The organism is Chryseobacterium candidae (assembly GCF_004916905.1).
In the GTDB taxonomy this organism is placed as follows: Bacteria; Bacteroidota; Bacteroidia; order Flavobacteriales; family Weeksellaceae; genus Chryseobacterium; species Chryseobacterium candidae.
Window position 1 is genome coordinate 229108 of record NZ_SDLV01000010.1, and the last position, 22639, is coordinate 251746.

The window sequence follows — 22639 nt, forward strand, 5'->3', positions numbered from 1 at the left end:
TAAAAATGAAGGCTATTTCTGATTTAATAAAAAGACCAACCTTTATCTCTATTGTATTTATTACACTTGTAGGGCTAGGGATTCCTTTAATTGTCTATCAATTATTTACACTCGATCCCAGTGGAAGCTTAGGAATTACAATAGAAATAATTTTCTTTTTAGTACTGTTTGGACTCCTTGTAATCGACAGATTTCTACTCATAAATATTAACAATAAAAAATTATCTGTGATAGAAGGAGTTTTAATAACAGGATATTTAATCTACTATTATTTCACTAATGACCGCTCATTTTCAATAGGATAATAAAAGTAAAAGTATAAAAAGTAAAAATGAAAACGAAGCTTATTGCTCCATCCCTTTTATCGGCAGACTTTGGGAATCTGCAAAGAGACATTGAAATGCTGAACAATTCTCAGGCTGACTGGTTTCACATTGATGTAATGGACGGAAGATTTGTGCCTAACATTTCTTTTGGGTTTCCGGTAATGAAAACCGTTCAGCAGCATGCTAAAAAATTTGTAGATGTTCACCTGATGATCGTAGAACCTGAAAAATATGTTGATGAATTCATCAATCATGGTGCTGATCTTGTTTCTGTACATTATGAGGCATGTACTCACCTTCACAGAACCATCCACCACATTCAGAGTAAGGGAGCAAAAGCAGGTGTTGTTTTAAATCCTTCTACTCCTGTATTAATGCTTGAAGACATTATTGCTGATGTTGATCTTGTATTATTAATGAGTGTAAATCCTGGTTTTGGAGGTCAGAAATTTATTGAGAATACTTATAAAAAGATAGCAGAAACAAAAGATCTGATCTTAAGCAACAACTCTACAGCACTTATCGAGGTAGACGGAGGAGTAAATCTTGACAATGCTTCCAAATTATTTGAAGCCGGAGCTGATGTTCTTGTTGCAGGAAATGCTGTTTTCTCAGCTGAAAGTCCGGAAAGAACAATTGAACTTTTAAAGATATAAAAGAATCAAAATAATAAACAAAAGGCAGCCATTGGCTGCCTTTTCTCTTGTCTGGAAATTTAAGTCGTCTTGGTTATAATCTTTTTTCAACTTATTTGAAAATGTTTAAAACTATCTTGCTAACAATACAAAGATCCGAATAAAACCATACGTACACATCCGTATAAACACTTAATTTAGCAGTAAGTATTTTCACTTAATTCCATTATATTTTTCAAAATTCTTTGTTCCAGATACAGGCACAGACCACAAAAATGATAGAAATAACTGAAAAGACTGTTCTGATATTATTCAGAAAATTCCATTTGTTTTCAAAGCTCTCCCGCATCTGACTGAAAATCATCCTGTCAGAGCAGTGAGAACAGCAGCAGTAATGATCAATACCAATATTGTCATTTTCATATCATTTGATTTTTTTCGCCAGAGAATGAAATTAATAGGGATTCCATTTTTTAATGATATTCTGGGCAGTAAGAATCATTTCAGCATCCCAGCTTTCAGTTTTAAAATAATAAAAATCCAGGTCTTTAATGGTTTCAACATCTGCATTATCATAAAGAAGTTGGGTAAGCCTTGATTGTTCTTCATATAAAACCGGGTCTTCCAAAGGTTTCTCCGAAAGTTCCACTTTCATCTTGCTCCAGTTACTTTTTTCTTTCCCATTCAACTCTGAAGTTTCAATAATGGTCTTAACTTTACTAAAATCATCCAGGAAGTGATCTCTTTCTTCGTCTGTCTTTAAAGTGTGGCCGAGTCTTTCAATGATTACATATTCAAGATTTTCGCATTGTGTAAGTACAGATGGCAGTACAGAAAGAATATCCCGAGGAATAACATCATCATGAGTATCTCTTCTCACCTGTTTTTTTCCATATACACTATCCTGCCAGCTTCCTCCCGAAAGATGAATTTCCTTAACTTTATCCAGCGGGTACAAATCAATGATCTCCTGCATCTCTAATTCAAAATTACAGGATTGGCAGTAAATATTATGAAGGTCAAGAATTAGAAATCCATTAGTATCTTCCGTAAGCTTGTCAAGAAAAACACCTTGTTCTTTCACATCATCAATGGAAAATGAAAATGCCAGATTTTCTATCCCCACGGGAATATTTACGGCTTCCTGCAGCCTGTATAATCTGTCTTTTCCTATTTGTAAAGTTTTGGGGTGTAAAGATACCGGCAACGGTACTCCCTGATGAAAATTTTCGGTATTCATAAAACCAAAATGTTCCGTGATATGATTGTATTTCCGCAGATTAACTTCTTCTTTTAGTTTTTTCAGCCATTCTTCCTGTCTCTCCGTCCACCTGGCATCAAATAAAGAGTAGTAAACCCCATGTCCTATCAAGCGGTTATTTTCAGCGTAAAAATTCAACAGATCCCTAAGCCAATCCGGTTCATTGGCATGATAAAGGGTGTCAAAAGACCACTCCATCACGTCGATGGAATTGTTCTGCAACAATGGCAAAACAGCAGAAACAAAATCCGCTTCTGCCATCATTGATACTCCTAACATTGTTTTTTTCATCTTCTACCCCATTCCGCAAGCCGGGCAGCCATGTCCACGGAGCACAAGTGTATCTTTTTTAACAACCGGCTTGGGTGTTCCTGGTTTTTTCTTTTCAACCGTATCTGTAGAAGTGGCTTTCTTTGCTTTTTTAACGGACTTTTTTGTTTTACCTTCCGGTTTAGTAGTCTGCGCAGATACACTCACCGCTAATAAACTTGCCATTAATATTGCTGGAATTTTCATAATTTCTTTTCAAATCAATTTTACAATAAACGTTCCATTTATAAAAATACAATAATAAGAAACGTTTTGATAACAATTATCAGAAACTATTTTATACTATAATAATTTCTTTATCTATATTTAATGCTAAAATAAATCTGGATATGAAAAATAGTCTGATTAAAGCTGTTTTCCTTGGATTGATGTTATCTGCACACAGTATCGACGCACAGGTTCAGGCAGTGGACAACAGCAAAAAAATGGAATGGTTCAACAATGCAAAACTGGGTATTTTTATTCATTGGGGAATCTACTCTGTCAATGGAATATCCGAATCATGGTCCTTCTTCAATAATTATATTAATCACGAGAATTACATGAAACAGCTGAATGGTTTTTCAGCTTCAAAATACCAACCCGAACAATGGGTAAATCTTATTAAGGAATCCGGAGCAAAATATGCTGTCATTACAACAAAACATCATGATGGAGTATCACTATGGAACTCAAAAGCAGAAAAAGCGACGAGCATTCCTCAAAACTCCCTGGCAAAAAAGGATGTTTTAACCCCTTTTGTTTCAGCTCTGAAAAAATCAGGATTAAAAACAGGACTTTATTTCTCGTTACCGGATTGGACTCATCCGTATTATAATATCAATACCCGGACAAAAAAACGTTACGAACTTAAAAGTGATCCGGCACGCTGGCAGAATTTTATAAGCTATTATCAGGATCAGCTTAATGAGCTTTCTAGACAATATTCTCCGGATCTTCTTTGGTTCGATGGAGACTGGGAACATACTTCCGAAGAATGGAAAGCTTCTCAAACCCTGGATTTACTCAAGAAATACAATTCCAATATCATCATTAATTCGAGGCTTAACAATCACGGAGATTACGATACTCCTGAACAGGGTATTCCTGTTGTCCCACCACAAAATCCATACTGGGAGCTTTGTTACACTATGAATGATTCCTGGGGATATCAGCCTTTTGACAAAAATTATAAGACACCCAACATGATTGTAAGAACACTTGCAGATGTGATCAGCATGGGAGGGAATCTTCTGCTTGATATAGGACCCAGGTCGGACGGAACCATTCCGGAAGAGCAAATTGAAATTCTTAAAAATCTGGGGCGATGGACTTCCAAAAATCAGCATGCCATTTATGAAACCACCCGAGGTATTCCTTTTGACAATTATAAAGGAAAATCTTCTTTATCAATCTCCAAAAAATCTTTATTCCTTTATCTGGAAGAAGCCAAAAACTTTACAAAAATCTATGGAGTGACAACAAAACCTATTTCCGCAAAAATCCTGGGAGATCCATCTGCTGTTATCACAATGGCTTATAATGCTGAAAAAACACTGACACTGAATTTCTCCAATGTAAAATTTGACAAAGATGTCACCGTGGCAGAAATTACTTTTGACACACCTCCTGCATTTCTGAAAGATTTTAATAAAGAAGATCATCCTCTTTCGGAAATACTGGAAAACAAAAATACCCGGGAAGCAGCCTATGATATCGCCAATGCTCTGAACTATGATCAAAATTTACTAACGCAAAAAGGTCTTACCCATGATGGTCTCGACATGAAAATTAAAAAAACGCCTAAAACAAATCCAGAAACCACAGAATGGATAAGCAAACATGCTGAAGCTTTATTTGAGACAGGAAAAGGACTTCCTGCTGGTCATTACTCAGGAATGAGCGCTCTGTCAAAAGACAAACAGACTCTTTATCTTTTTGTGGAAGGAGTGCCTACCGGCCCTATTGCTCTGAAAGGAATAAAAAATGAGATTGCCAGAATAAGAGTGGTTGGTGAAGGCACTATGCTGCCTCATACCATCTACAATAAACTGTACTGGAGCGACAGACCGGGAATTATTTATATTGATGTTCCAAAGGAAAAACTTGATAAACAAATGACTGTCATTGCTGTTTTACTGAATAAACCTATGGAACTCTACAGAGAAAATGTGGGAGCTATTGAAAACAACCTTTAATAAATGAAACACCCATTCATATCAAAACAAAATCCGGAGAAATCTCCGGATTTTTTATTTTGTAAGATGATTTTCTTAGAAAATCTCTCTTCCTGAAAAATGAAACTGAGCTTCGATTAATGCATTCTCATCAGAATCTGAACCATGAACCGCATTTTCTCCGATGCTTCTTGCAAACATTTTTCTGATAGTACCTTCTGCAGCTTCTGCAGGGTTAGTAGCACCGATTAATGTTCTGAAGTCTTCAACTGCATTGTCTTTTTCTAAAACTGCTGCAACGATAGGACCAGAGCTCATGAATTCTACTAATTCTCCATAAAATGGTCTTTCAGCGTGTACTTCATAGAATTTTTTTGCATCAGCAACTGTAAGCTGAGTTAATTTTAAAGCTTTGATTTTAAAACCTCCTTCAGCAATCTTACCCAATATAGCACCGATATGTCCGTCTGCAACAGCATCAGGCTTAATCATAGTGAATGTAATGTTAGACATAAATGTATATTTTTTTAATGGCGCAAAATTACAAAAAATATCTTTTATTTTTATTTTAATTTTTTTTAACATAAAAATAACTTTTATTAAGAAATTGTAACACAAACTTTGGCACAGTAATTGTTTATTATTTTTCGATTCTCATGTTTAATTTGAGTTTTCATGGTTATTAGTTTTTACCCAGCTTCGGCTGGGTTTTTTATTTTCAAAAAATAGTAGTTTTTTTTATTAATTATTTAATTTTATATCTAAAATCGGATTATATTTAATGATTTTCTACATTTTATTTCAATTAGCAAAATAATTTCATTTTTTAAAAATACAATTTCAGAATTGGCAAAAATATGACAAAAGTGGAGTTATCTGCCAAAATTGTAAACCTGAAAAGTAGAGTTATTTAAAAACGAATATTTTTTGGTCTTAAATAAAAAAATATTCGCAGTAAATAATATCCTTTAAAAGCAAGAAGTTTTGAAATCTTAACAAGGGTTTATTTCAGTAAAATAATTTTTAAAACAAAAAAAGAGACCATCCAATGAGAGTCTCTGTATATTTTATTTATAACGAATACATCAAAATCATTTCTGCAGCCAGAGGAAGTTCGTCATTTATGTAATCAGTCTGTAACGGTTAAAATAAAAGATTTTATTGATTATTTTTGAGAAGCTTCTTCTGCCTCATCCATCAGTTTAATATAAGTAGCGTAGCGGGAATGCTGAATCTCCCCTGTCTCAAGAGCATCAATAACGGCACATTTCGGTTCATTAATGTGAAGACAATTGTGAAACTTGCACTCTTCTCTCTTCTTGAAAATCTCGGGAAAGTAATGCTGTACTTCTTCTTTTTCAATATCAATCATTGCAAATTCACGAACGCCGGGAGTATCGATAACGTTTCCGCCAAAATGCCAAAAGTGCATCTGTGCAAAAGTTGTTGTGTGCTTTCCTTTCAGGTGAGTGTCTGAAATTTCAGATGTTTTTAAATTCAGTCCTGGCTGCAGAGCATTCACCAATGTAGATTTTCCACAGCCTGAGTGACCGAAGAATACAGAGGTTTTATCTTTAAGAATCTCCTGAAGCTGATCCAGATTCAATTTTGAATATGACGAAATTTCCAAAGTATTATATCCAATTTCCTGGTATAGGAATTCAATGTCCTTTACAATTTCAATTTCTTCTTCGTGTAAAACATCGATCTTATTAAAAAGAATGAGTGGAGTAATATTATAAGCTTCACAACATGCCAGAAACCTGTCCAGAAATCCTAATGATGTTTCAGGATGTTTCAGGGTAAAGATAAAGCAAGCCAAATCAATATTGGACGCAATAATATGGGCTTCTTTTGAAAGGTTTACTGATTTTCTGATCAGATAATTGGATCGCGGTTCAATTTTTGTGATCCATGCGATATCATCCTGTTCCAGTTGAAACTCAACAAAATCTCCTACAGCAAGTGGATTGGTAAGCCTGGTTTTTATCAATTTGAATTTTCCCCGGATTCTGGCCTCGAAAATTTTATTAGTTTCCAATTCCAAAACCTGGTACCAACTGCCTGTAGATTTAATGATTTTTCCTTTCATAGATAATGCTGGTGCAAATATACGCAATTAGGGCTTAGCATTCAGGAAATAGGTTTAAAAACACATGTTTCAATTGCCCTAAATACCAATGCATAAGCCCTAATTTGTATTTTTTCTAAAATTTTGGTTTTAATTTTCAGGAATTAAATCAAAATCCCAATCTTTAAAACGCGCTGCAATTTATCTTTTGTCGATCATAATATTATTCTGAACTTCAATAGACTCTTCGTGAATAGCTTTGAATACTTTTTCAATGAATTCCTGAGACATTCCTGTTTCTTTTGCTTTTTGAGTAGCGTATTCTGTGATTACTTTCCAACGTTCAGGCTGGAAGATCGCAATGTCATTTTCTTTTTTAAGCTTACCGATCTTTTCAGAAATTTTCATTCTTTGAGAAAGAAGTTCAATTAACTGGAAATCAAGATCAGAGATCAAAGTTCTGTGTCTTCCCATCTCTCCTTCAAAACCTGCAAGATTAGAGCTTCTCACTTTCAGATTTCCGATAAGCTCTGCAAGAACTTCAGGAGTAATCTGCTGGGAAGCATCGCTCCACGCTTCATCAGGATTACAGTGTGATTCAATGATTGCTCCCTGGTATCCTACGTTAAGTGCTTCCTGGGTGATATCCGCAAGACCTGTTCTGTTTCCGCAGATGTGAGAAGGGTCGATTAACATTGGAATGTTGGGAAACTGGCTCTTGAAATCAAGGGCAATCTGCCAGTTTGGATTGTTTCTGTATTTTGTTTTCTGGTATGTTGAAAATCCTCTGTGGATTACGCCCAGGTTTTTTATATCCTGTCCTAAAAGTCTCTCCAAAGCTCCGATCCATAATGCTAGATCCGGATTCACAGGGTTTTTCACAAACACAGGCTTATCTGTTCCTCTTAAAGCCATTGCTATTTCCTGTACTGTAAAAGGGTTCACTGTAGAACGTGCTCCAATCCAAAGAACATCTACATCTGCTTCCAGAGCTGCAAACACATGGTGTGCGTTGGCTACTTCAGTTGCTGTTTTAAAACCATACTCTTCTTTTACTTTTTTCAGCCAGTTTAAACCAATCACTCCTACTCCTTCAAAACCGTTTGGTTTGGTACGGGGCTTCCAGATTCCTGCACGGAAAACCGATACATTAGCATTGGATTCCTTAATTCTCCTGGCCGTTTCAAGCATTTGAGCTTCACTTTCCGCACTACATGGTCCTGCAATCATCAGAGGCTGTGTAAGCCCATCGATCCACTCATTTTTTAAATCATTTAAATTCATTATTCTAAATTTTTGTTGTTTTTTTATATTATTTATTCATTGACAGCAATAGCCCTTTGGATTATAAAATTTAATTTATAATTCTTTTCAAAAAATGCCGTTCAAAACTGTTTAAAGGAATCAGGAAAATAATAGGGCTCTACTTCTCCTGTATTTTTTGGAAAGAAATTCAGTTAACAGTACCAATAAAATCGGTAATACGTTCTGAAATTTCTATAATAAGAAGCAGAAAAACTAAAATAACCGCTAAAAAAGTAATTAGCGGGTGCAAAAAAAGACTGATATGTGTTAATCAATTTTTCCATTCTATTCTGGAAATGTCTTGTTTCAGCGTTTCTAGTTGTAATTTGTTTTTGTCAAAAACTTATTTCTGACAGAAATATTTGACAAATATATAAAAATTATGTCAAATCAAACTTCATTAAATCATCAAGATCTTTCAAAAGCGGATTTTTTTCTATAAATTTTTCAAATAGTTTTCTCTTCGTCACTACCTCAATCTTCAGATTATCAACGTCTCTGAAGTATTCTACTTCAATAATATGATTCTGAATTTTTCTTTTAAAATGATTAAAAAATTCTCCACTTATTTTATCAAATTCTACTTTTGCAGAATCTGAAGGGAATAAAACTTTGATTTTATGCTCTCCGGCTTTTTCCAGCTTGAAGGTTTTTACTGCATTGAAAACAAAGTTATTTTTTACCTGGAGCTGTTTAAGCATAATTTTCCATTCCATCTGCAGATCAGTATCTGTAAAATGGTTTTGGGGAAGGTTTTCAGTTTTCACCACAACATTCTCTGCTGTTTCAACTTTATCCTCCTTATTCAGGAAAGAACTGATGCTAAAACCAGAAGAAATTCCTTGTCTTGATAATGGTTTGGTTGTTTTTGTTACTGAAACTGCCTGAACTTCCTGAGAAGCTGCAGATTGTTGTTCTGCTTTAACGTCTTTCTTCTCCGGAGTTTTTTCCGGCATCTTCACCTCCTGTTTCTCACTGAGAAACGGAGCCAGTATCAGGAATTTTTTTTTTTAGTATCGCCTAAATTAGCTGTCAGTGAAGCCAGCTGCATTAATGCAATTTCAACCGTAAGTCTAGGGTTTTTGGAATTTTTATAATTAATATCTGCATGATTGCAGATTTCAATACCATCAATAAGCTGCTGGGCGGCCCATTTCTGTCCCTGCTCTACAAATCTGGCCTTGGTTTTCTCTCCTACTTCTATGAGTTCCATTGTGGAAGCATTCTGTGCCATCATCAGATCTCTGAAATGATTTCCTAATCCGGCAATAAAAATATGAGGATCAAAACCTTTTTTTACAATCTCATTAAATGCGAAAAGCACTTCAGGAATTTTATTTTCCCTGGCGAGATCCACGATATTGAGATATTGATCATAATCCAGAATATTCAATACCTCGGCGGCTTTGGCCAGTGTAATATTTTTCTGGGAGAAAGTAGAAAGTCTGTCGAAGATGGAAAGTGCATCTCTTAATGCACCGTCGGCTTTCTGAGCAATCAGATACAATGCATCATCTTCATACCGGATATTTTCTTTTTGGGCTATGTTTCTCAGATGATTCTGAATGTCTTCAATGACAATTCTTTTGAAGTCATAGATCTGACAGCGGGATAAAATTGTTGGTATAATTTTATGTTTTTCCGTAGTAGCCAAAATAAAAATGGCATGAGCAGGCGGCTCTTCCAGCGTTTTAAGGAAAGCATTGAAAGCGGCAGAAGACAGCATATGAACCTCATCTATGATATATACTTTGTATTTACCCACCTGAGGTGCAAAACGTACCTGATCTATAAGTTCTCTGATATCATCTACAGAGTTATTGGATGCTGCATCCAGCTCATAGATATTATAAGCAAAGCCATCTTCTGAAACCGAGCCATCTTTCTCATTGATCTTTCTTGCCAGAATTCTGGCGCAAGTAGTTTTACCCACACCACGAGGACCGCAAAAAAGCAATGCCTGAGCTAATTGGCTTTCTTCAATTGCATGTTCTAAAGTATCCGTAATATGGGATTGCCCTACAACCGTATCAAACTCCTGAGGACGATATTTTCTTGCAGATACTATAAAATTTTCCATTGGCCAAAAGTAAGAAATATAGTTTTAATTTGAAAATTAAAAGTTTTCAAATATCAACAAAAACGTATTTTTGCTCAAATCGGAAAACTTTTAATTTCTACTTTTTTTTGCTGTATGCAAAGTCGATCAACTCAACAATAGCGCCTTCAATCTCTTTTCTTCCTTCTTCGGTCTTCAGGTCAATACCGCAGAACTTACTGGCGTTGTATCCTGTATAAAGATTAAGATAGTAAGCACCGGAAACTATTAAAGCCATAATTGCTCTATGCCTTGTTGCTACCCCTTCTCCGAAATAAGGATCTGAGATGTTTCCAAATAAGACTTCTCCTACTTCTTCACGCTGCTCAACCAGTTTCTTAAGAATAGGCTTACTTTCTGAAAGTTCCCAAAGGATAATTTTCTGAAGTTCTTTATTTTTCTTCAGGTTTTCGAACTGATTTAACACTACCATTTTGGTAAGTTCGTGTCCACCGTCAGAGAAATCCATATCAACATCCTGGTTGACCTGGCTCCAGTAATCCTGAGATTTGATATACTCATCAATCAGCTTATCAGTACTTCCAAAGTACTCATAGATTAATTTTTTATCAAATCCGGCTACTGCGGCAATTTTACTTACTTTCAGTCCGGAGTATCCTTTTACTCTTAAAATTTTACCAACTGCAGCAAGCAGTTTCTGTTTTGTTTTTTCTTTGTCCCTAATGGGGCCCTGCACTACTTTTCTAGGCATAATTATTATTTTTTCGCAATATGCAATTTTTTATTTATATCATCAAACGCATTAAGCGTTTTGTCGAGATGTTCTTTTTCGTGCCTTGCCGTTACACTCATCCTGATACGCGCATCTTTTCTTGGTACAGCCGGATAAAGAATCGGATTGGTATAGATTCCTTTTTGTATTAGTAGTTTTCCGGCTTCTCCTGTTACATAGGGATCTCCAATTTTTACGGGGATAATGGCAGAGCAGGTAACACCGGTATCTAATCCTAAATCGTCAAGTCCTTTTTTGAAATAATTGATGTTATCCCAGAGTTTTTCTCTCCAGATAGGTTCTTCGTCAATTAAATCAATGGCTTTAACAATTCCTGCGGATGATGGTGGAGCTGTAGCTGAGAAGATCTGCTGTCGTGAATGGAATCTGATGAATGCAGCTATTTTTTTATCTGCAATGACATATCCTCCAAGGTTTCCGAATGTTTTGCTGAATGTACCTGTGATGATGTCTACTTTATCCAATAAACCAGCCTGTTCCAAAGTACCTCTTCCGGTTTCTCCAAGGATGCCGACCCCATGTACGTCGTCTACCATCAGAAAGGCATTATACTTTTTCACAAGGTCATAGATCTCATTAATACGGGAGGTATCACCATCCTGGGAATACACTCCATCCACAATAACGAGTTTCGTACGGTACAGATTTTCAGATACCTTCAAAATGTGTTCCAAAGATTCCAAATTATTGTGCGGAAATGTTTTTTTATTAGTAAAAGCACATCCTTCGTGCACGCTGGCATGTACAGCCATATCTAAAATAGCCAGATCTTCCTTTTGCATTAAACATTGTAAACTCGCACTATTAGCAGTATAACCTGTTGTAAATACTACGGCTTCATCTTCTGTTCTTTTAAAGAAACCTGAAATTTTCTTTTCTAACGCATTGTGGTAATCAAAATAACCGCCGATAAGAGGGGTTGCCCCAGTACCGGTACCATATTTTTCTATTCCCTCAATGGCAGCTTGTTTTACTTTCGGGTGCTGTGTAAATCCCAAATAATCACTTGATACAAAACTAACAAATTCTCTGTTATGGTTTGCAATATTTACATTCAGTATTGCATTGGTTCCTGAAGTATTCTTCAGTCGGTAATTCATGTGTCCATTAGACTTTACATAGTCTAAATATTCATAAAAAATTTCAGCCCTTTGAGCCATATTATTGTCTGGTATATTCTCAAAGTCTTTGATAGTTGCTGTTGTGAAATTGATGCTCATCCTTAATCTTGTTTGTTGTGGTTTTAAAAAACAAATATATAACTATTTAAAGGGGTTAAGCTCCCTTACTAAGATTAAATATTATTAAAGACACAATAATTTATTCTTATACTCTGGAAACCAAACTCAATTGTATATACATGTTTCTTTTTAACATTTATCTTTTTGAATTAATTAGTTTTTTCTTACCTAAATTTAATAAAAAAAGTAAACAATAAAGAAATATTAATAAATAAATAATAAAAAAAGACAGTTATTTTTCACAACCATCTCATTTATAAAAGATTATTTTCCGGTAATTTTAACATTATAATTCACTAAATTGCCTTTTACAGCAGGAATTCAGCACGATTAAATCCCTACCCAGAGACGAAAAGGGCATCGAAACTCCTGTGGCAGGAATTTTAAAGAATAAAAACAGTCAGTTCAGACGGTATGGGAATCTCTGAATTTTCCAGGAGTGCAACCAGTCATTTTTTTGAAAAATTTTGAAAAATTGGATGGATCGTAAGTAAAAATACGGGCAATTTCTGCTACAGATTTATCCGTAACAATAAGCATATGTTTGGCTTCCCCGATAATTTTTTCATCATAAAAAAAACAGGGATGCTTTCCGGTTTCTTTTTTAATGGTATCGGTAAGATGTTTGTGAGAGACAGCAAGTTTTCCGGCAATTTCATTCAGTTCCAGAAATTCATGGGCTGTTCCCGAAATAACCTCATGGATATGTTGGTCTAAAAAGGTAAAATACTGATGGGTAATTTCTTCACTTCTTTTCATCATGTATGGTTCTTGCTAATGTGTATTCAAGATATAAAATTAAATATAAGTTACAAAATATTATGGTAAACTTTTCGGATGTTTGAAGCTGAATATTTTAAAAAAACTATCTTTAAAAGCCTGGGTAGAATTTTTCACTTTCAACTTTTCCAGGATATTCTGACGGTGCCTGTTTACGGTATTGATGCTTATAGAAAGAATACCTGCAATTTCTTTACTGGCATATCCCTCTCCTAAAAATTTTAAAACTTCCAGTTCTCCTGGGCTTAAAATATTCTTATAATCAAGTTTATTTTTCACCACCACTTTCCCTTTTATTATATTAACAATCATGAAATCGGGAACATTAGATGAAGTCAGAGCCATATGATAAAGACAGAGAGCAAACCTCAATCGTCCGTTATCAGGTGAATAAATATAAAACATACGGTGTTTTACCCATCTGTATGCATGATTTTTATCTTTCATTCTGATTTTTGAAACGACACTATATCCCGTACGTTCCTGCGTTTCCACTGTATCTTTTTTTGATTAAAAAGATATTCTGAGTGTTTAATAACAAAAAAAGAGACTGTTTACTTTTGTACAGTCTCTTTTGTTTTTGAGATAAAAACCGTTTGTGTTCTTAGAATCATTATTTTGACAATAAATCTTCTTAATTGCTGCGAGAATATTTTTGCAAAAATATGAATATCCATAAGCCCTGACAAAGCTATCATGTAGAATAAACCGTCTTTTTTTTGTCGAATTTTTACTACAAAATCATTTAAACAAAACTTCAACTGTTAATCAAAAATTGATAAAATTATTCAAACACAACAATAATTTTTGTTCATAAAATTCTAAAAAAAGCCACAAATCCAGTACAATACTAAGATCTTTAGACGAAAATTTACAATGAATACGGCATAAATTTATCACATATTATTGAAATACGAAAAGATTGAGAAAAATTTTGAATCTCTTATTGTCTGCAATACATGATAAAACTTACAGAAAACAGGACACACAATACTAATTTATCTCCATAATTTCACTATTTTTACACGATCAAAAAATATAAAACACAAAAGACCAGAAAACTTCAATGATAAAAATTTATTCTCAATCGTTCCTACCCTTAAAAAAAACATTGACTTGTACAAATACTATTATTAACCGTCTTCTGCATTAGCAGCAGATATAGATCAGTTTTGCACATATATGAGAGTTTGGGTATTTATTTTTGCTTGTATTTATCTAAATATTTCCGGGCAGCACTACACCTCTATGTGGTACAACATAGACAACGGACTGCCGCAAAGCAGTGCAAAGGCCATTGTAAAAGACAAATATGGCTTCATTTGGATTTCTACTGAAAACGGACTTGTACGGTATGACGGAAGTTCATTTATTACCTTTAATAACTTCAAGGTAAATAATCTACATTTTGGTGAATTTATAGGAGATCCGTGCCTTGACAGCATAACAGTTCTTAATAATTTCCAGAAAAATAAAATTATTATTAAAAACAGGTTTCCCAAATTGGCAGATCTTACTGCCGGTGATAAAATGACCTACTGCAGCGGTAATGATATTCTCCACCGCATTGCCAATAATATCATTACCTCGGATTTCTATAATGACATCCAATATTTTATTCAGCTCAAAAATTCTGTTTATCATTTTACAGAAAAGAATGCCATCATCTATAAGGAAGGAAAAAAAGAAATAAAAATTGTCCTTCCTTTTACCAATGAAGATCTGAATTATATTTTTGTACTGAATAATCACCTGTTCATCAATGATCTGAAAAAAAGAAAAACCTACTCCATCTACAAGGGACGTCTTTCTGTTTCTGATCAACCTACACTTTTTAATCACCCAGACACTAAAATATATTGGCAACAGATTACCAATCAGACATTTATTATCAACCATGATAATATTTACCTTTTGGAAGGAGATGAAAAGGATCTCCGTTTGAAATTTCTTGTCAATTTTGAAGAAATCGGCAATCACTCTTATTGCTCTATGTATTATGATGAGAGTTTCAATAAATTGTATCTGGGAACTCTCAATAACGGACTGAACGTACTTCAGCTTTCCAATTTCAATGTTTCAAGGAAAAATGCTGATTTCTCAAGTAATGTATATTTTGCATCTCTCCCTTTCAGTCAAAATACAATTATTGCTGAGGATGGTACAGAATTCGGAAGAAATGGGATTGTAAACAACCATTTTTTCGGAAACAATGACAACTATGTGATGATGTATGATAATTCCGGAAACATTCTGATCAGGAAACGAAACCGTATTATCAGGTTTTATAAAAATTCTGGATATAAAAAGAAGGATTCATCTTTTGTAAAAAAAGGACTCGAAACATTTATGAAAAGCGGAAACCTTTATGGAACAACCTTTACAGATCTTTCAGGAACAAAGCTTCATCTTTACAGAAAAGATATATTTAGCCAACCGGATTTCACCTATACTTTTAAAAGTTTTATCAATACTTTTTATCAATACAATGAGAATGAAATTCTGACAGGAAACAGTGACGGACTTTATTCCATAGCATTGGGAAGCAATACTATAACTCCCTTAATTAAAAACATCAATGTCAAAAGTATTATCAGAACAAAGGATAATCTGATATGGATTACTACCAACAAAGACGGATTTTATCTTTTCAGGAATCACCAACTTATCAAGATGCCCAACGACATCAATGACTATCTCCAGTCGGCTCATTATATTCTTGAAGACCAAAAGGGATATTATTGGATTTCTTCAAATAATGGGATGTTTAAGGTCTCTAAAAAACAATTGCTACAGTATGCAGAAAACAAAAAAACTGCGGTTTTTTATTATCGCTTCACTAAAAAAGACGGCTTCCTGACCAATGAATTTAATGGAAGTTCAGAACCCAATGCCTACGCTCTTGAGAATGGGGATTTTGTATTTCCTTCAATGGACGGTTTTGTGTTTTTTAACCCGGAAAGTATTCAGACTTATTATCCGGGAAGAAATAAGATTTACATTGAACGGGTAAAAATAGGAAATTCTGAGCCTCAGTATTTTCACCAGATTCTTAATTTGAAAAATAATTACAAAACTGCAGATATCTTTATTGATATTCCTTATTTTTCCAATCCTGAAAATCTTTATATTGAAGCAAAGATATCAGGAAAAGAAAATACTGAATGGGAAAAGATTGCAACAGGAAAAGAATTAAAATACACGATCAGCAACCTTTCTCCCGGTGATTATACTCTGAGTGTAAGGGTATTGATTTCTGCAGATGGAAGATATGAAGAAAAGACTGTACGCTTCAAAATTCAGCCACTTTTCTATCAGACCTTGTTATTCAGAGTATCTGCTTCCATTGTTATTCTTATTTTGATTATCATCATCGTTCAGTTAACCACCAACTTTCTAAGAATAAAAAATAAAGCTTTAAAACAGATTGTTCATAATAAAAATTCTGAACTGAGAGAAACCTCACTTCACCTGGAGGTTGTTAAAAACAACCTGCAAAAAGAAACCGAATATCAGAAAAAACTGGTGGAAACCATCAGCCACGATATCACCACTCCGATCAGATTTATTGCTATGCTTTCTCAGAAACTTCATGAATCTGATGATGTGGAGCTTCAGAAAAAATACTTTGACAGTATTTATAAATCTTCCGAACAGCTGTATCAGTTTACCCTGAATTTGAAAGAATATACTGAACTTTATAAAGCTGAAAATATTTTTGAAGAAAATGAATATCCAATCAACAGAATTCTGGAAATCAAGAATAAATTATTCTGTGAAATTGCAAAAGAAAAAGGGACTGTCATTACCAATCTTACCAAAGGAATCGTATATTCTAAAGTAAATGAAAGTATTTTAACAGCCATTATTCATAATATTCTTGATAATGCTGTAAAAAATACCTTTGAAGGAAATATAACCCTTACGGTTACAGAAAATTTACAAAAAACCACAATAATAATTACTGATACAGGAACAGGGATGTCTGAAGAGCAGATTTCTGTTTACATGAACCTGTTCAGAAATCCTACATTGGAAACACCTAGTTTTAAAGGAAAAGGATTGGGTCTGCATATGGTTATCCATCTGGTAAAAAAGATCAATGCTGAAATGAACTTCAGACAAAACCAACCTAAAGGAACAATTGTGGAAATAACACTCAATAAAAACTAATCTTTATGAATGAAAGAATTCTAATCGCTGATGATCATTATGTGGTAAGGGCGGGAACCTCTTTGGTTCTTGAAACAGCTTATCCGTTACTGAATATAGATTTTGCGGAAAATTATGAACAGGTGAAAAAGAAGCTGGAAGATCAACGGTATGACCTTATTATTTTAGATATTGATATGCCGGGAACTCAGTATAAGAAGATGGTTCCGGAGCTTAAAGATATACAGAATGACCTTAAAATTCTTATATTCTCAGGATATGACAAAGATGTTGCGATTCAATATATCAGAGAAGGTGCTGAAGGCTATCTGAATAAACAAAGTAGTGAAGAAGAAATTAAGAACGCTGTGAAAACAGTAATTGAGAAGGGATATTTCTACCCTGCAGAACTGATTGGCCTTATTATTCAAAACAAAAGAGATAATCCCGTAGAAAAGTTATCATCCAGAGAATACGAAATTTTCAAACTTCTGGCAGACGGCAACGGCAATCTGGAAATTGCCAACAGGCTTAATATTCAGATGTCTACGGTAAGCACTTATAAAAAAAGAATTTTTCAAAAGCTTAATGTCGGAAATATTGCAGAGCTGATTAAAGTCTATGAAATGATGCATTAAGAAAATGGGGCTGAATTTCTTATCATTCCAGCCCCGAAAAAACACAAATCTCATTAGATTTTTAAACAGCTAACCCTTTGATTTTATAGAGTTTTATATAATCACTGTATTTTTAGAATCTTCGGATAACTTATTAGTACAGCCTCTGTACAGAGAGAAACAGCTCCCTTGTGTTATCAGAAGTATTGGAATCTGTGGTGGTAGCATCGCTGCTTCCCGCTGCAGATTTATTGTCTACACGAAATGCATAATACACTCTGTACCATCTTGGTTCCGGCTCTTGTATTGTAATATCAAATGTTACGGTCTCATTATGAGTCTGAGTAAGATAAACTCCATCATCAAACTGCCTGTAAGCTCCCGGTGATAATTTAATATTTCCGTTGTCAGAATCACCGGTATGGGTAGACATTTCCGAAACCCAGATTTTCACATCTGAAGTTCCTACATTATAAAGTCTGGGATTAAAAGTGGTAGCCGCTCCTGTTCCTGCTGAACTGCTGTTAAATTGGGCATCAAGTCTCAGGAAACCTCCCAGAACAGGAAGATCAGTAAGATAGGTACTGGCTAATGTGCTGGCTCCGGAAGGGCCTGCAGGAATACTTCCATGATAGTAGATCAGGTCTCCAATGGTAATGTCGTCATCTTTTCCTCCAAAAGCAAACTTCCAGGTAGTCCCGTTGAACATATAATAGCCGGCTTTATCTACTTTTGCTGTTTTTACAGAAGGTGCAGTTACAGCCTGCGTTACATAGACCAACGCTCCGGTCTGATCTGCCAGATACACATTATCTTTAGCTCTTAGCTGATCTCCTGTCATTCTTGGAGCAATCACTCCGTCTGCCGCAGTAGCAACATCTGGTTTCCCCTCTACATGTAGCGTTACTTTAGGAGAGTCTGTATTAATCCCTACCTGGGAAAATACAGCTGCTGAAAAACACATCATTATGCTGGCAAAAGGTAATTTTATTTTTTTCATTTTAGTATATTTGTTTAAAAATTATTTGATTTATTTAAGAATTGAATAAATCATGCAGACCAATTAACCTATCATCAATCAGCCTTTGTTGAGCTAGCTGGTGCAAAGTTATCTACATTAATAAATCAAATTCACGAATAATCAATGAAAAACCGGAAACAGTTTTACAAAACTCAAACAACTAATAACCAATATATTAAATCAGTCATATTTTGATATTTGACTTTTATAAAACATATTGAAATGATTTAAATTACCTACCGCCACAAATGATTACCGAAAAAGACATAAAAATTGAACAGTACAAAAGACAGCTGGTGTATTATTATAATATTCTGATGTCTGTGATTCTTGCCCTATTTGGATTGATATTTACCTTTATCATTCCGGATAAAATAATGGCATGGTATCTTTTTGGAGGACTTTTTTTACTGGTTTATACTTATCTGATTGTTCGTAAAACCTATTCGGTTAATGTAATGGTGCATTCTTACATTATTATTGCAACACTTTATAATTTTTACATCATGCTGGCTTTCTGGAACAATTCTATAGCGAGTTTTGTATGGCTTATTCCCATTCCTCTGGCAGCCTATGTCTTTTTTTCAAGAAAGTATGTATTTATTTACAGTATGTTTGTTTTGCTGAATATTATTATAGGATATCTTATTTCCAAAACCTTCAGTTTAAAATTTCCGATACACCGGCCTGAAGATGTGAGAATTACCGACACCATCCTTATGATTTCCAATGTAGCCGTAATATCACTTCTGCTCTATTTTAAGGATAAAATAAAACGAGTTGAAATTTACCATGAAATTGAAGAAAAGAATGCTAGTGCTGTAATTCAACCGGTTTCTGTGGCAGAGAAAGCTCCTTTTGCAGATGAACTGTTTGAAAAAATTGAATCTGTGATGAGAGAAAAACAGCTTTATAAAGACGTTAATTTTAATATTTCCAAGCTTTCCGCGGAAATAGAAATCAACAGTAGTTATATCTCAAAATCAATTCGTGCTAAAGGATATCCCAACTTCAATAATTATCTTAATATGCACAGGATTGAATGTGTAAAAAGACTTCTCAAGGAAAATGATCTTGAAAAAGTAACCCTCATGTATATTTATACTGATGCAGGATTCTCCAATCAGTCTACCTTCAACCGGGTATTCAAGCAGATGGAAAATATTACTCCTTCAGAATACATCAGCAGTTTGCAGCTTTAATGATTTGTTTCACCAATCAATATCATTGCGATAATGATTTTTAAATTCCGAAAATAATCAGGAAATTTACAGAACTTAATTTTCTGTCAAACCACTGCATTTTAATTGCAAAAAATCATGAATTCATCTGAAAAAGCTCTTAAGGGAAGCTCACGTTTCCAATCTATAAAACTTTGTATTTTTTTTTCAGGACTCTCGGTTTTTGCACAGCTTTATCTTTTCCAGCCGATGCTGCCTATGGCTGCAGAACAGTTTGGGGTATCTGTAGGTGATACTTCCCTGCTGGTATCATCATCTACAATAGGTATGGCATTGGGATTACTGTTTTTTGCTTTTAAAGCCGACAGTTATTCCAGAAAAAATCTCATGGTTTTCTCGTTAATTTCATCTGCAACCTTAACTATTGTTTCTACCTGGATTCCAGACTTAAGCCTCCTTATTGCTATCGGAGTTCTGAAAGGCTTCGTTGTTTCCGGGGTTTCTGCAGTTGCTCTCGCTTATCTTACAGAAGAAGTGGATGCGTTGGTAGTACCAGCCGCCATCAGCATGTATCTCAGTGGCAATACAATTGGAGGAATGAGCGGAAGGATAATGGCTACCTTGTTTGCAGGGGAATTCGGTTGGCGGAATGCTGTTCTTCTGATTGGCATAGAAAGTTTTATTCTCGGTGTTGTATTCTGGAAACTGTTTCCGGAGTCAAAATTTTTCAATCCACAGAAAACGGATTATTATCTTAAGGTAAAACAGATGAAGTTTTTCCTTACCAATCCTTATATGCTTCGCTTATATTGTACCGCAGCATTACTGATGGGAGTTTTTGTAAGCGCTTATAATTACCTTACATTCAGACTGGAAGCAAGCCCTTTTTCATTAAGCCACTTTATCATTGCTTTTATCTTTCTGATGTATATTTTTGGAGTTTTCGGAACGATGATTGTAGGCCGTCTTTCAAGAAAATTTCCTGTGAATAGCATTCTGAAGGCTTCTATTCTGTCCATGCTTACCGGAACCTCCCTACTATTATCTGAAAATATTTATATCCTTATTTTCGGACTTGGGCTTTTTACCCTTTCATTTTTCGCTGCACATACCATGGCCAGCCAGATGACAGCTTTGTATGCCAAACGTGGGAAATCTTCAGCCACATCTATCTACTGGCTGTTTTATTATTTTGGCTCAAGCATTCTGGGAAGTGGTACCGGTTATCTGCTTCATGCCTATTCATGGACCGTTTTCATAGCAGTTCTTATGATATCTGTTATAACCGCCCTTCTTCTGACCACTTTTAATACAGGTCCAAAAGCAGGAATAAAAAACTAGTACCACATACATACCACACTCTATATTTCATATTCATGTGATAATTCGCTAATAAACGTACTATTTTAACGTATTATTAAATTTTCATATCGAAAATTTAACCTAATCTTTTCCAAAACACGGCATAACAATACAATGTCGGGCATACTATTTGCTATTTTACCGGAGACCATATCACCATTTAAAGTCAAAATATTATGAACGTAGCAGATCTAAAAATCAAGAACTTGGTTGAGTATAAAAATCAGATTTATACCATTACTGAGATCTTTCAAAATGTCGAACAGGCTTATTTTGTTAAAATTGAAAATGATATTCAAAGTATTTCAGTACCGGCAGCAGCAATCAAACCGATTAAAATAACGGAAGAATGGCTTGAAAAGCTCGGATTTTCAAGGACAGACAGTTCAGACCAGAGTATACGGTATGAAAGACCGGAAGCCTTTATAAAATATGATATAGACTTGAGTTCAAGAAAAATAATGGAAGGACTTAAAATATATGGAAATGCTATAAAATGTAAATATATTCATGAATTTCAGAATATTTTCTCAAGTTTATTCGGAAAAGAAACATCTTTGCATTATGGTTATTTGAAAACAGAATCGTAGTTAAATAGTCCTTAGCTGTTGAAGACCACAATTTATATTGTAAATTGTGGTCTTCTTATATACAATCCCTTAATTTAATATTTACGTAAATTTGTACCTGCCGCTATACGTACAAAATCTAATGATAAATACAGATCCAATCCTTTTACAGCTGATAGAACATTTTAAAGAAATAGTTACCTTAGAAGATAAAGATATTGACTGTATTACTTCCAAATTGGAAATCATACAGCTTAAAAAGAAAGATTTTCTGCTTCGTGAGGGGCAGGTTTCCAGGCATATGAGATTCATTGCAAAGGGAAGCCTGTCTGCTTATCATATTGATGAAAAGGGAAAAGAAAATACCACTCAGCTGGGGATTGAAAACTGGTGGGTAAATGATCTTTACAGCTATCTGAGCGGGCTGCCTTCAAGAATGTTTATTCAGGCTAATGAGGATAGCATCATCATACAGATCAGTAAAAATAATCTGGAACTATTATATAAAGAAGTTGCTGCTGTTTCAGAATTCTGGCGTCTGAAAATGCAGTCTGCGTATGTTACTTTACAGGAAAGAACCTTTGAACATTCCCGTGTTGATGCCTACACCAAATACAGAACATTTGTCACTACTTACCGTAATATCGAGCAGCGTTTTCCTCAATACATGATCGCTTCCTACCTTGGAATAACTGTAGAATATCTGAGCTATCTGAGAAAAAAACACCTGTCTGACGTTTCTTAAGATTTCTTAAGTTTATTCCGTTCCGGCCTGAATAA

At 34.7% G+C, this 22639-nt stretch carries 21 protein-coding genes; 9 read left to right on the forward strand and 12 right to left on the reverse strand.

What is annotated here, in order from left to right; genetic code table 11:
* Positions 1-5 precede the first annotated feature (5 nt).
* Both EK417_RS05870 and rpe read left to right on the forward strand, forming a co-directional pair.
* Positions 6-305 (forward strand): hypothetical protein, encoded by a 300-nt coding sequence (locus EK417_RS05870; RefSeq protein WP_136521596.1) that lies wholly within the window; start codon positions 6-8, stop codon positions 303-305.
* A 26-nt stretch (positions 306-331) separates the two neighbouring features.
* Entirely contained in the window at positions 332-982 is a 651-nt protein-coding gene (rpe, locus tag EK417_RS05875; RefSeq protein WP_034698534.1) for a ribulose-phosphate 3-epimerase, read from the forward strand.
* A 433-nt stretch (positions 983-1415) separates the two neighbouring features.
* Here the strand turns inward: rpe and chrH are convergent, their stop codons facing one another.
* A complete protein-coding gene (gene chrH / locus EK417_RS05885) occupies positions 1416-2501 on the reverse strand; it encodes an MNIO family chryseobactin maturase (protein WP_168801929.1) in 1086 nt (361 codons plus the stop codon).
* Positions 2502-2516: 15 nt separating this feature from the next.
* Positions 2517-2738, reverse strand: a complete 222-nt coding sequence (gene chrA / locus EK417_RS05890) for an MNIO class RiPP chryseobasin precursor ChrA (protein WP_076594458.1) — start codon at positions 2736-2738, stop codon at positions 2517-2519.
* 143 nt (positions 2739-2881) lie between these two features.
* On the opposite strand from chrA, the gene EK417_RS05895 reads away from it, so the two are divergent.
* A complete protein-coding gene (locus EK417_RS05895) occupies positions 2882-4729 on the forward strand; it encodes an alpha-L-fucosidase (RefSeq protein WP_136521598.1) in 1848 nt (615 codons plus the stop codon).
* 75 nt (positions 4730-4804) lie between these two features.
* On the opposite strand, the gene EK417_RS05900 is transcribed toward EK417_RS05895, so the two are convergent.
* The 9 genes from EK417_RS05900 to EK417_RS05940 all read right to left on the reverse strand — a co-directional run bounded on the left by EK417_RS05900 (position 4805) and on the right by EK417_RS05940 (position 13452).
* Entirely contained in the window at positions 4805-5221 is a 417-nt protein-coding gene (locus EK417_RS05900; protein ID WP_034687444.1) for a nucleoside-diphosphate kinase, read from the reverse strand.
* Between the two features lie 652 nt (positions 5222-5873).
* The gene (rsgA, locus tag EK417_RS05905; RefSeq protein ID WP_110368167.1) at positions 5874-6800 is read right to left on the reverse strand and encodes a ribosome small subunit-dependent GTPase A; all 927 of its coding nucleotides are present in this window, start codon (positions 6798-6800) and stop codon (positions 5874-5876) included.
* A gap of 180 nt (positions 6801-6980) precedes the next feature.
* The gene (locus EK417_RS05910; protein WP_076594455.1) at positions 6981-8063 is read right to left on the reverse strand and encodes a chorismate mutase; all 1083 of its coding nucleotides are present in this window, start codon (positions 8061-8063) and stop codon (positions 6981-6983) included.
* 401 nt (positions 8064-8464) lie between these two features.
* Positions 8465-9040 carry a DUF8439 domain-containing protein gene (locus EK417_RS21365; protein WP_083688760.1) on the reverse strand — a complete coding sequence of 192 codons (576 nt, stop codon included), beginning with the start codon at positions 9038-9040 and terminating at the stop codon, positions 8465-8467.
* Between the two features lie 38 nt (positions 9041-9078).
* Entirely contained in the window at positions 9079-10164 is a 1086-nt protein-coding gene (gene dnaX / locus EK417_RS05920) for a DNA polymerase III subunit gamma/tau (RefSeq protein WP_076594454.1), read from the reverse strand.
* A gap of 97 nt (positions 10165-10261) precedes the next feature.
* On the reverse strand, positions 10262-10894 hold the full coding sequence (locus tag EK417_RS05925) for a TetR/AcrR family transcriptional regulator (protein WP_136521599.1): 633 nt from the start codon (positions 10892-10894) through the stop codon (positions 10262-10264).
* A 5-nt stretch (positions 10895-10899) separates the two neighbouring features.
* The gene (locus EK417_RS05930) at positions 10900-12156 is read right to left on the reverse strand and encodes an aminotransferase class I/II-fold pyridoxal phosphate-dependent enzyme (protein ID WP_136521600.1); all 1257 of its coding nucleotides are present in this window, start codon (positions 12154-12156) and stop codon (positions 10900-10902) included.
* A gap of 426 nt (positions 12157-12582) precedes the next feature.
* The gene (locus EK417_RS05935; protein ID WP_136521601.1) at positions 12583-12939 is read right to left on the reverse strand and encodes a helix-turn-helix domain-containing protein; all 357 of its coding nucleotides are present in this window, start codon (positions 12937-12939) and stop codon (positions 12583-12585) included.
* Between the two features lie 57 nt (positions 12940-12996).
* Positions 12997-13452 carry a response regulator transcription factor gene (locus EK417_RS05940; protein ID WP_228457893.1) on the reverse strand — a complete coding sequence of 152 codons (456 nt, stop codon included), beginning with the start codon at positions 13450-13452 and terminating at the stop codon, positions 12997-12999.
* A 753-nt stretch (positions 13453-14205) separates the two neighbouring features.
* On the opposite strand from EK417_RS05940, the gene EK417_RS05945 reads away from it, so the two are divergent.
* Together EK417_RS05945 and EK417_RS05950 are read left to right on the forward strand one after the other, a co-directional pair.
* Positions 14206-17130 (forward strand): ligand-binding sensor domain-containing protein, encoded by a 2925-nt coding sequence (locus EK417_RS05945; RefSeq protein WP_168801930.1) that lies wholly within the window; start codon positions 14206-14208, stop codon positions 17128-17130.
* 5 nt (positions 17131-17135) lie between these two features.
* Positions 17136-17747 carry a response regulator gene (locus EK417_RS05950; RefSeq protein ID WP_076594449.1) on the forward strand — a complete coding sequence of 204 codons (612 nt, stop codon included), beginning with the start codon at positions 17136-17138 and terminating at the stop codon, positions 17745-17747.
* 133 nt (positions 17748-17880) lie between these two features.
* On the opposite strand, the gene EK417_RS05955 is transcribed toward EK417_RS05950, so the two are convergent.
* Complete coding sequence (locus EK417_RS05955; RefSeq protein WP_110368171.1) at positions 17881-18726, reverse strand: phage tail-like protein; 846 nt, start codon at positions 18724-18726, stop codon at positions 17881-17883.
* Between the two features lie 269 nt (positions 18727-18995).
* On the opposite strand from EK417_RS05955, the gene EK417_RS05960 reads away from it, so the two are divergent.
* The 4 genes from EK417_RS05960 (at position 18996) to EK417_RS05975 (ending at position 22604) form a co-directional block, all read left to right on the forward strand.
* Positions 18996-19949, forward strand: coding sequence for a helix-turn-helix domain-containing protein (locus EK417_RS05960; RefSeq protein WP_136521603.1), 954 nt, complete (start codon positions 18996-18998; stop codon positions 19947-19949).
* 117 nt (positions 19950-20066) lie between these two features.
* Positions 20067-21269 (forward strand): MFS transporter, encoded by a 1203-nt coding sequence (locus EK417_RS05965; protein ID WP_136521604.1) that lies wholly within the window; start codon positions 20067-20069, stop codon positions 21267-21269.
* 197 nt (positions 21270-21466) lie between these two features.
* On the forward strand, positions 21467-21880 hold the full coding sequence (locus EK417_RS05970) for a hypothetical protein (RefSeq protein WP_110368173.1): 414 nt from the start codon (positions 21467-21469) through the stop codon (positions 21878-21880).
* Between the two features lie 121 nt (positions 21881-22001).
* Positions 22002-22604 (forward strand): Crp/Fnr family transcriptional regulator, encoded by a 603-nt coding sequence (locus tag EK417_RS05975; protein WP_181416155.1) that lies wholly within the window; start codon positions 22002-22004, stop codon positions 22602-22604.
* Positions 22605-22639 lie beyond the last annotated feature (35 nt).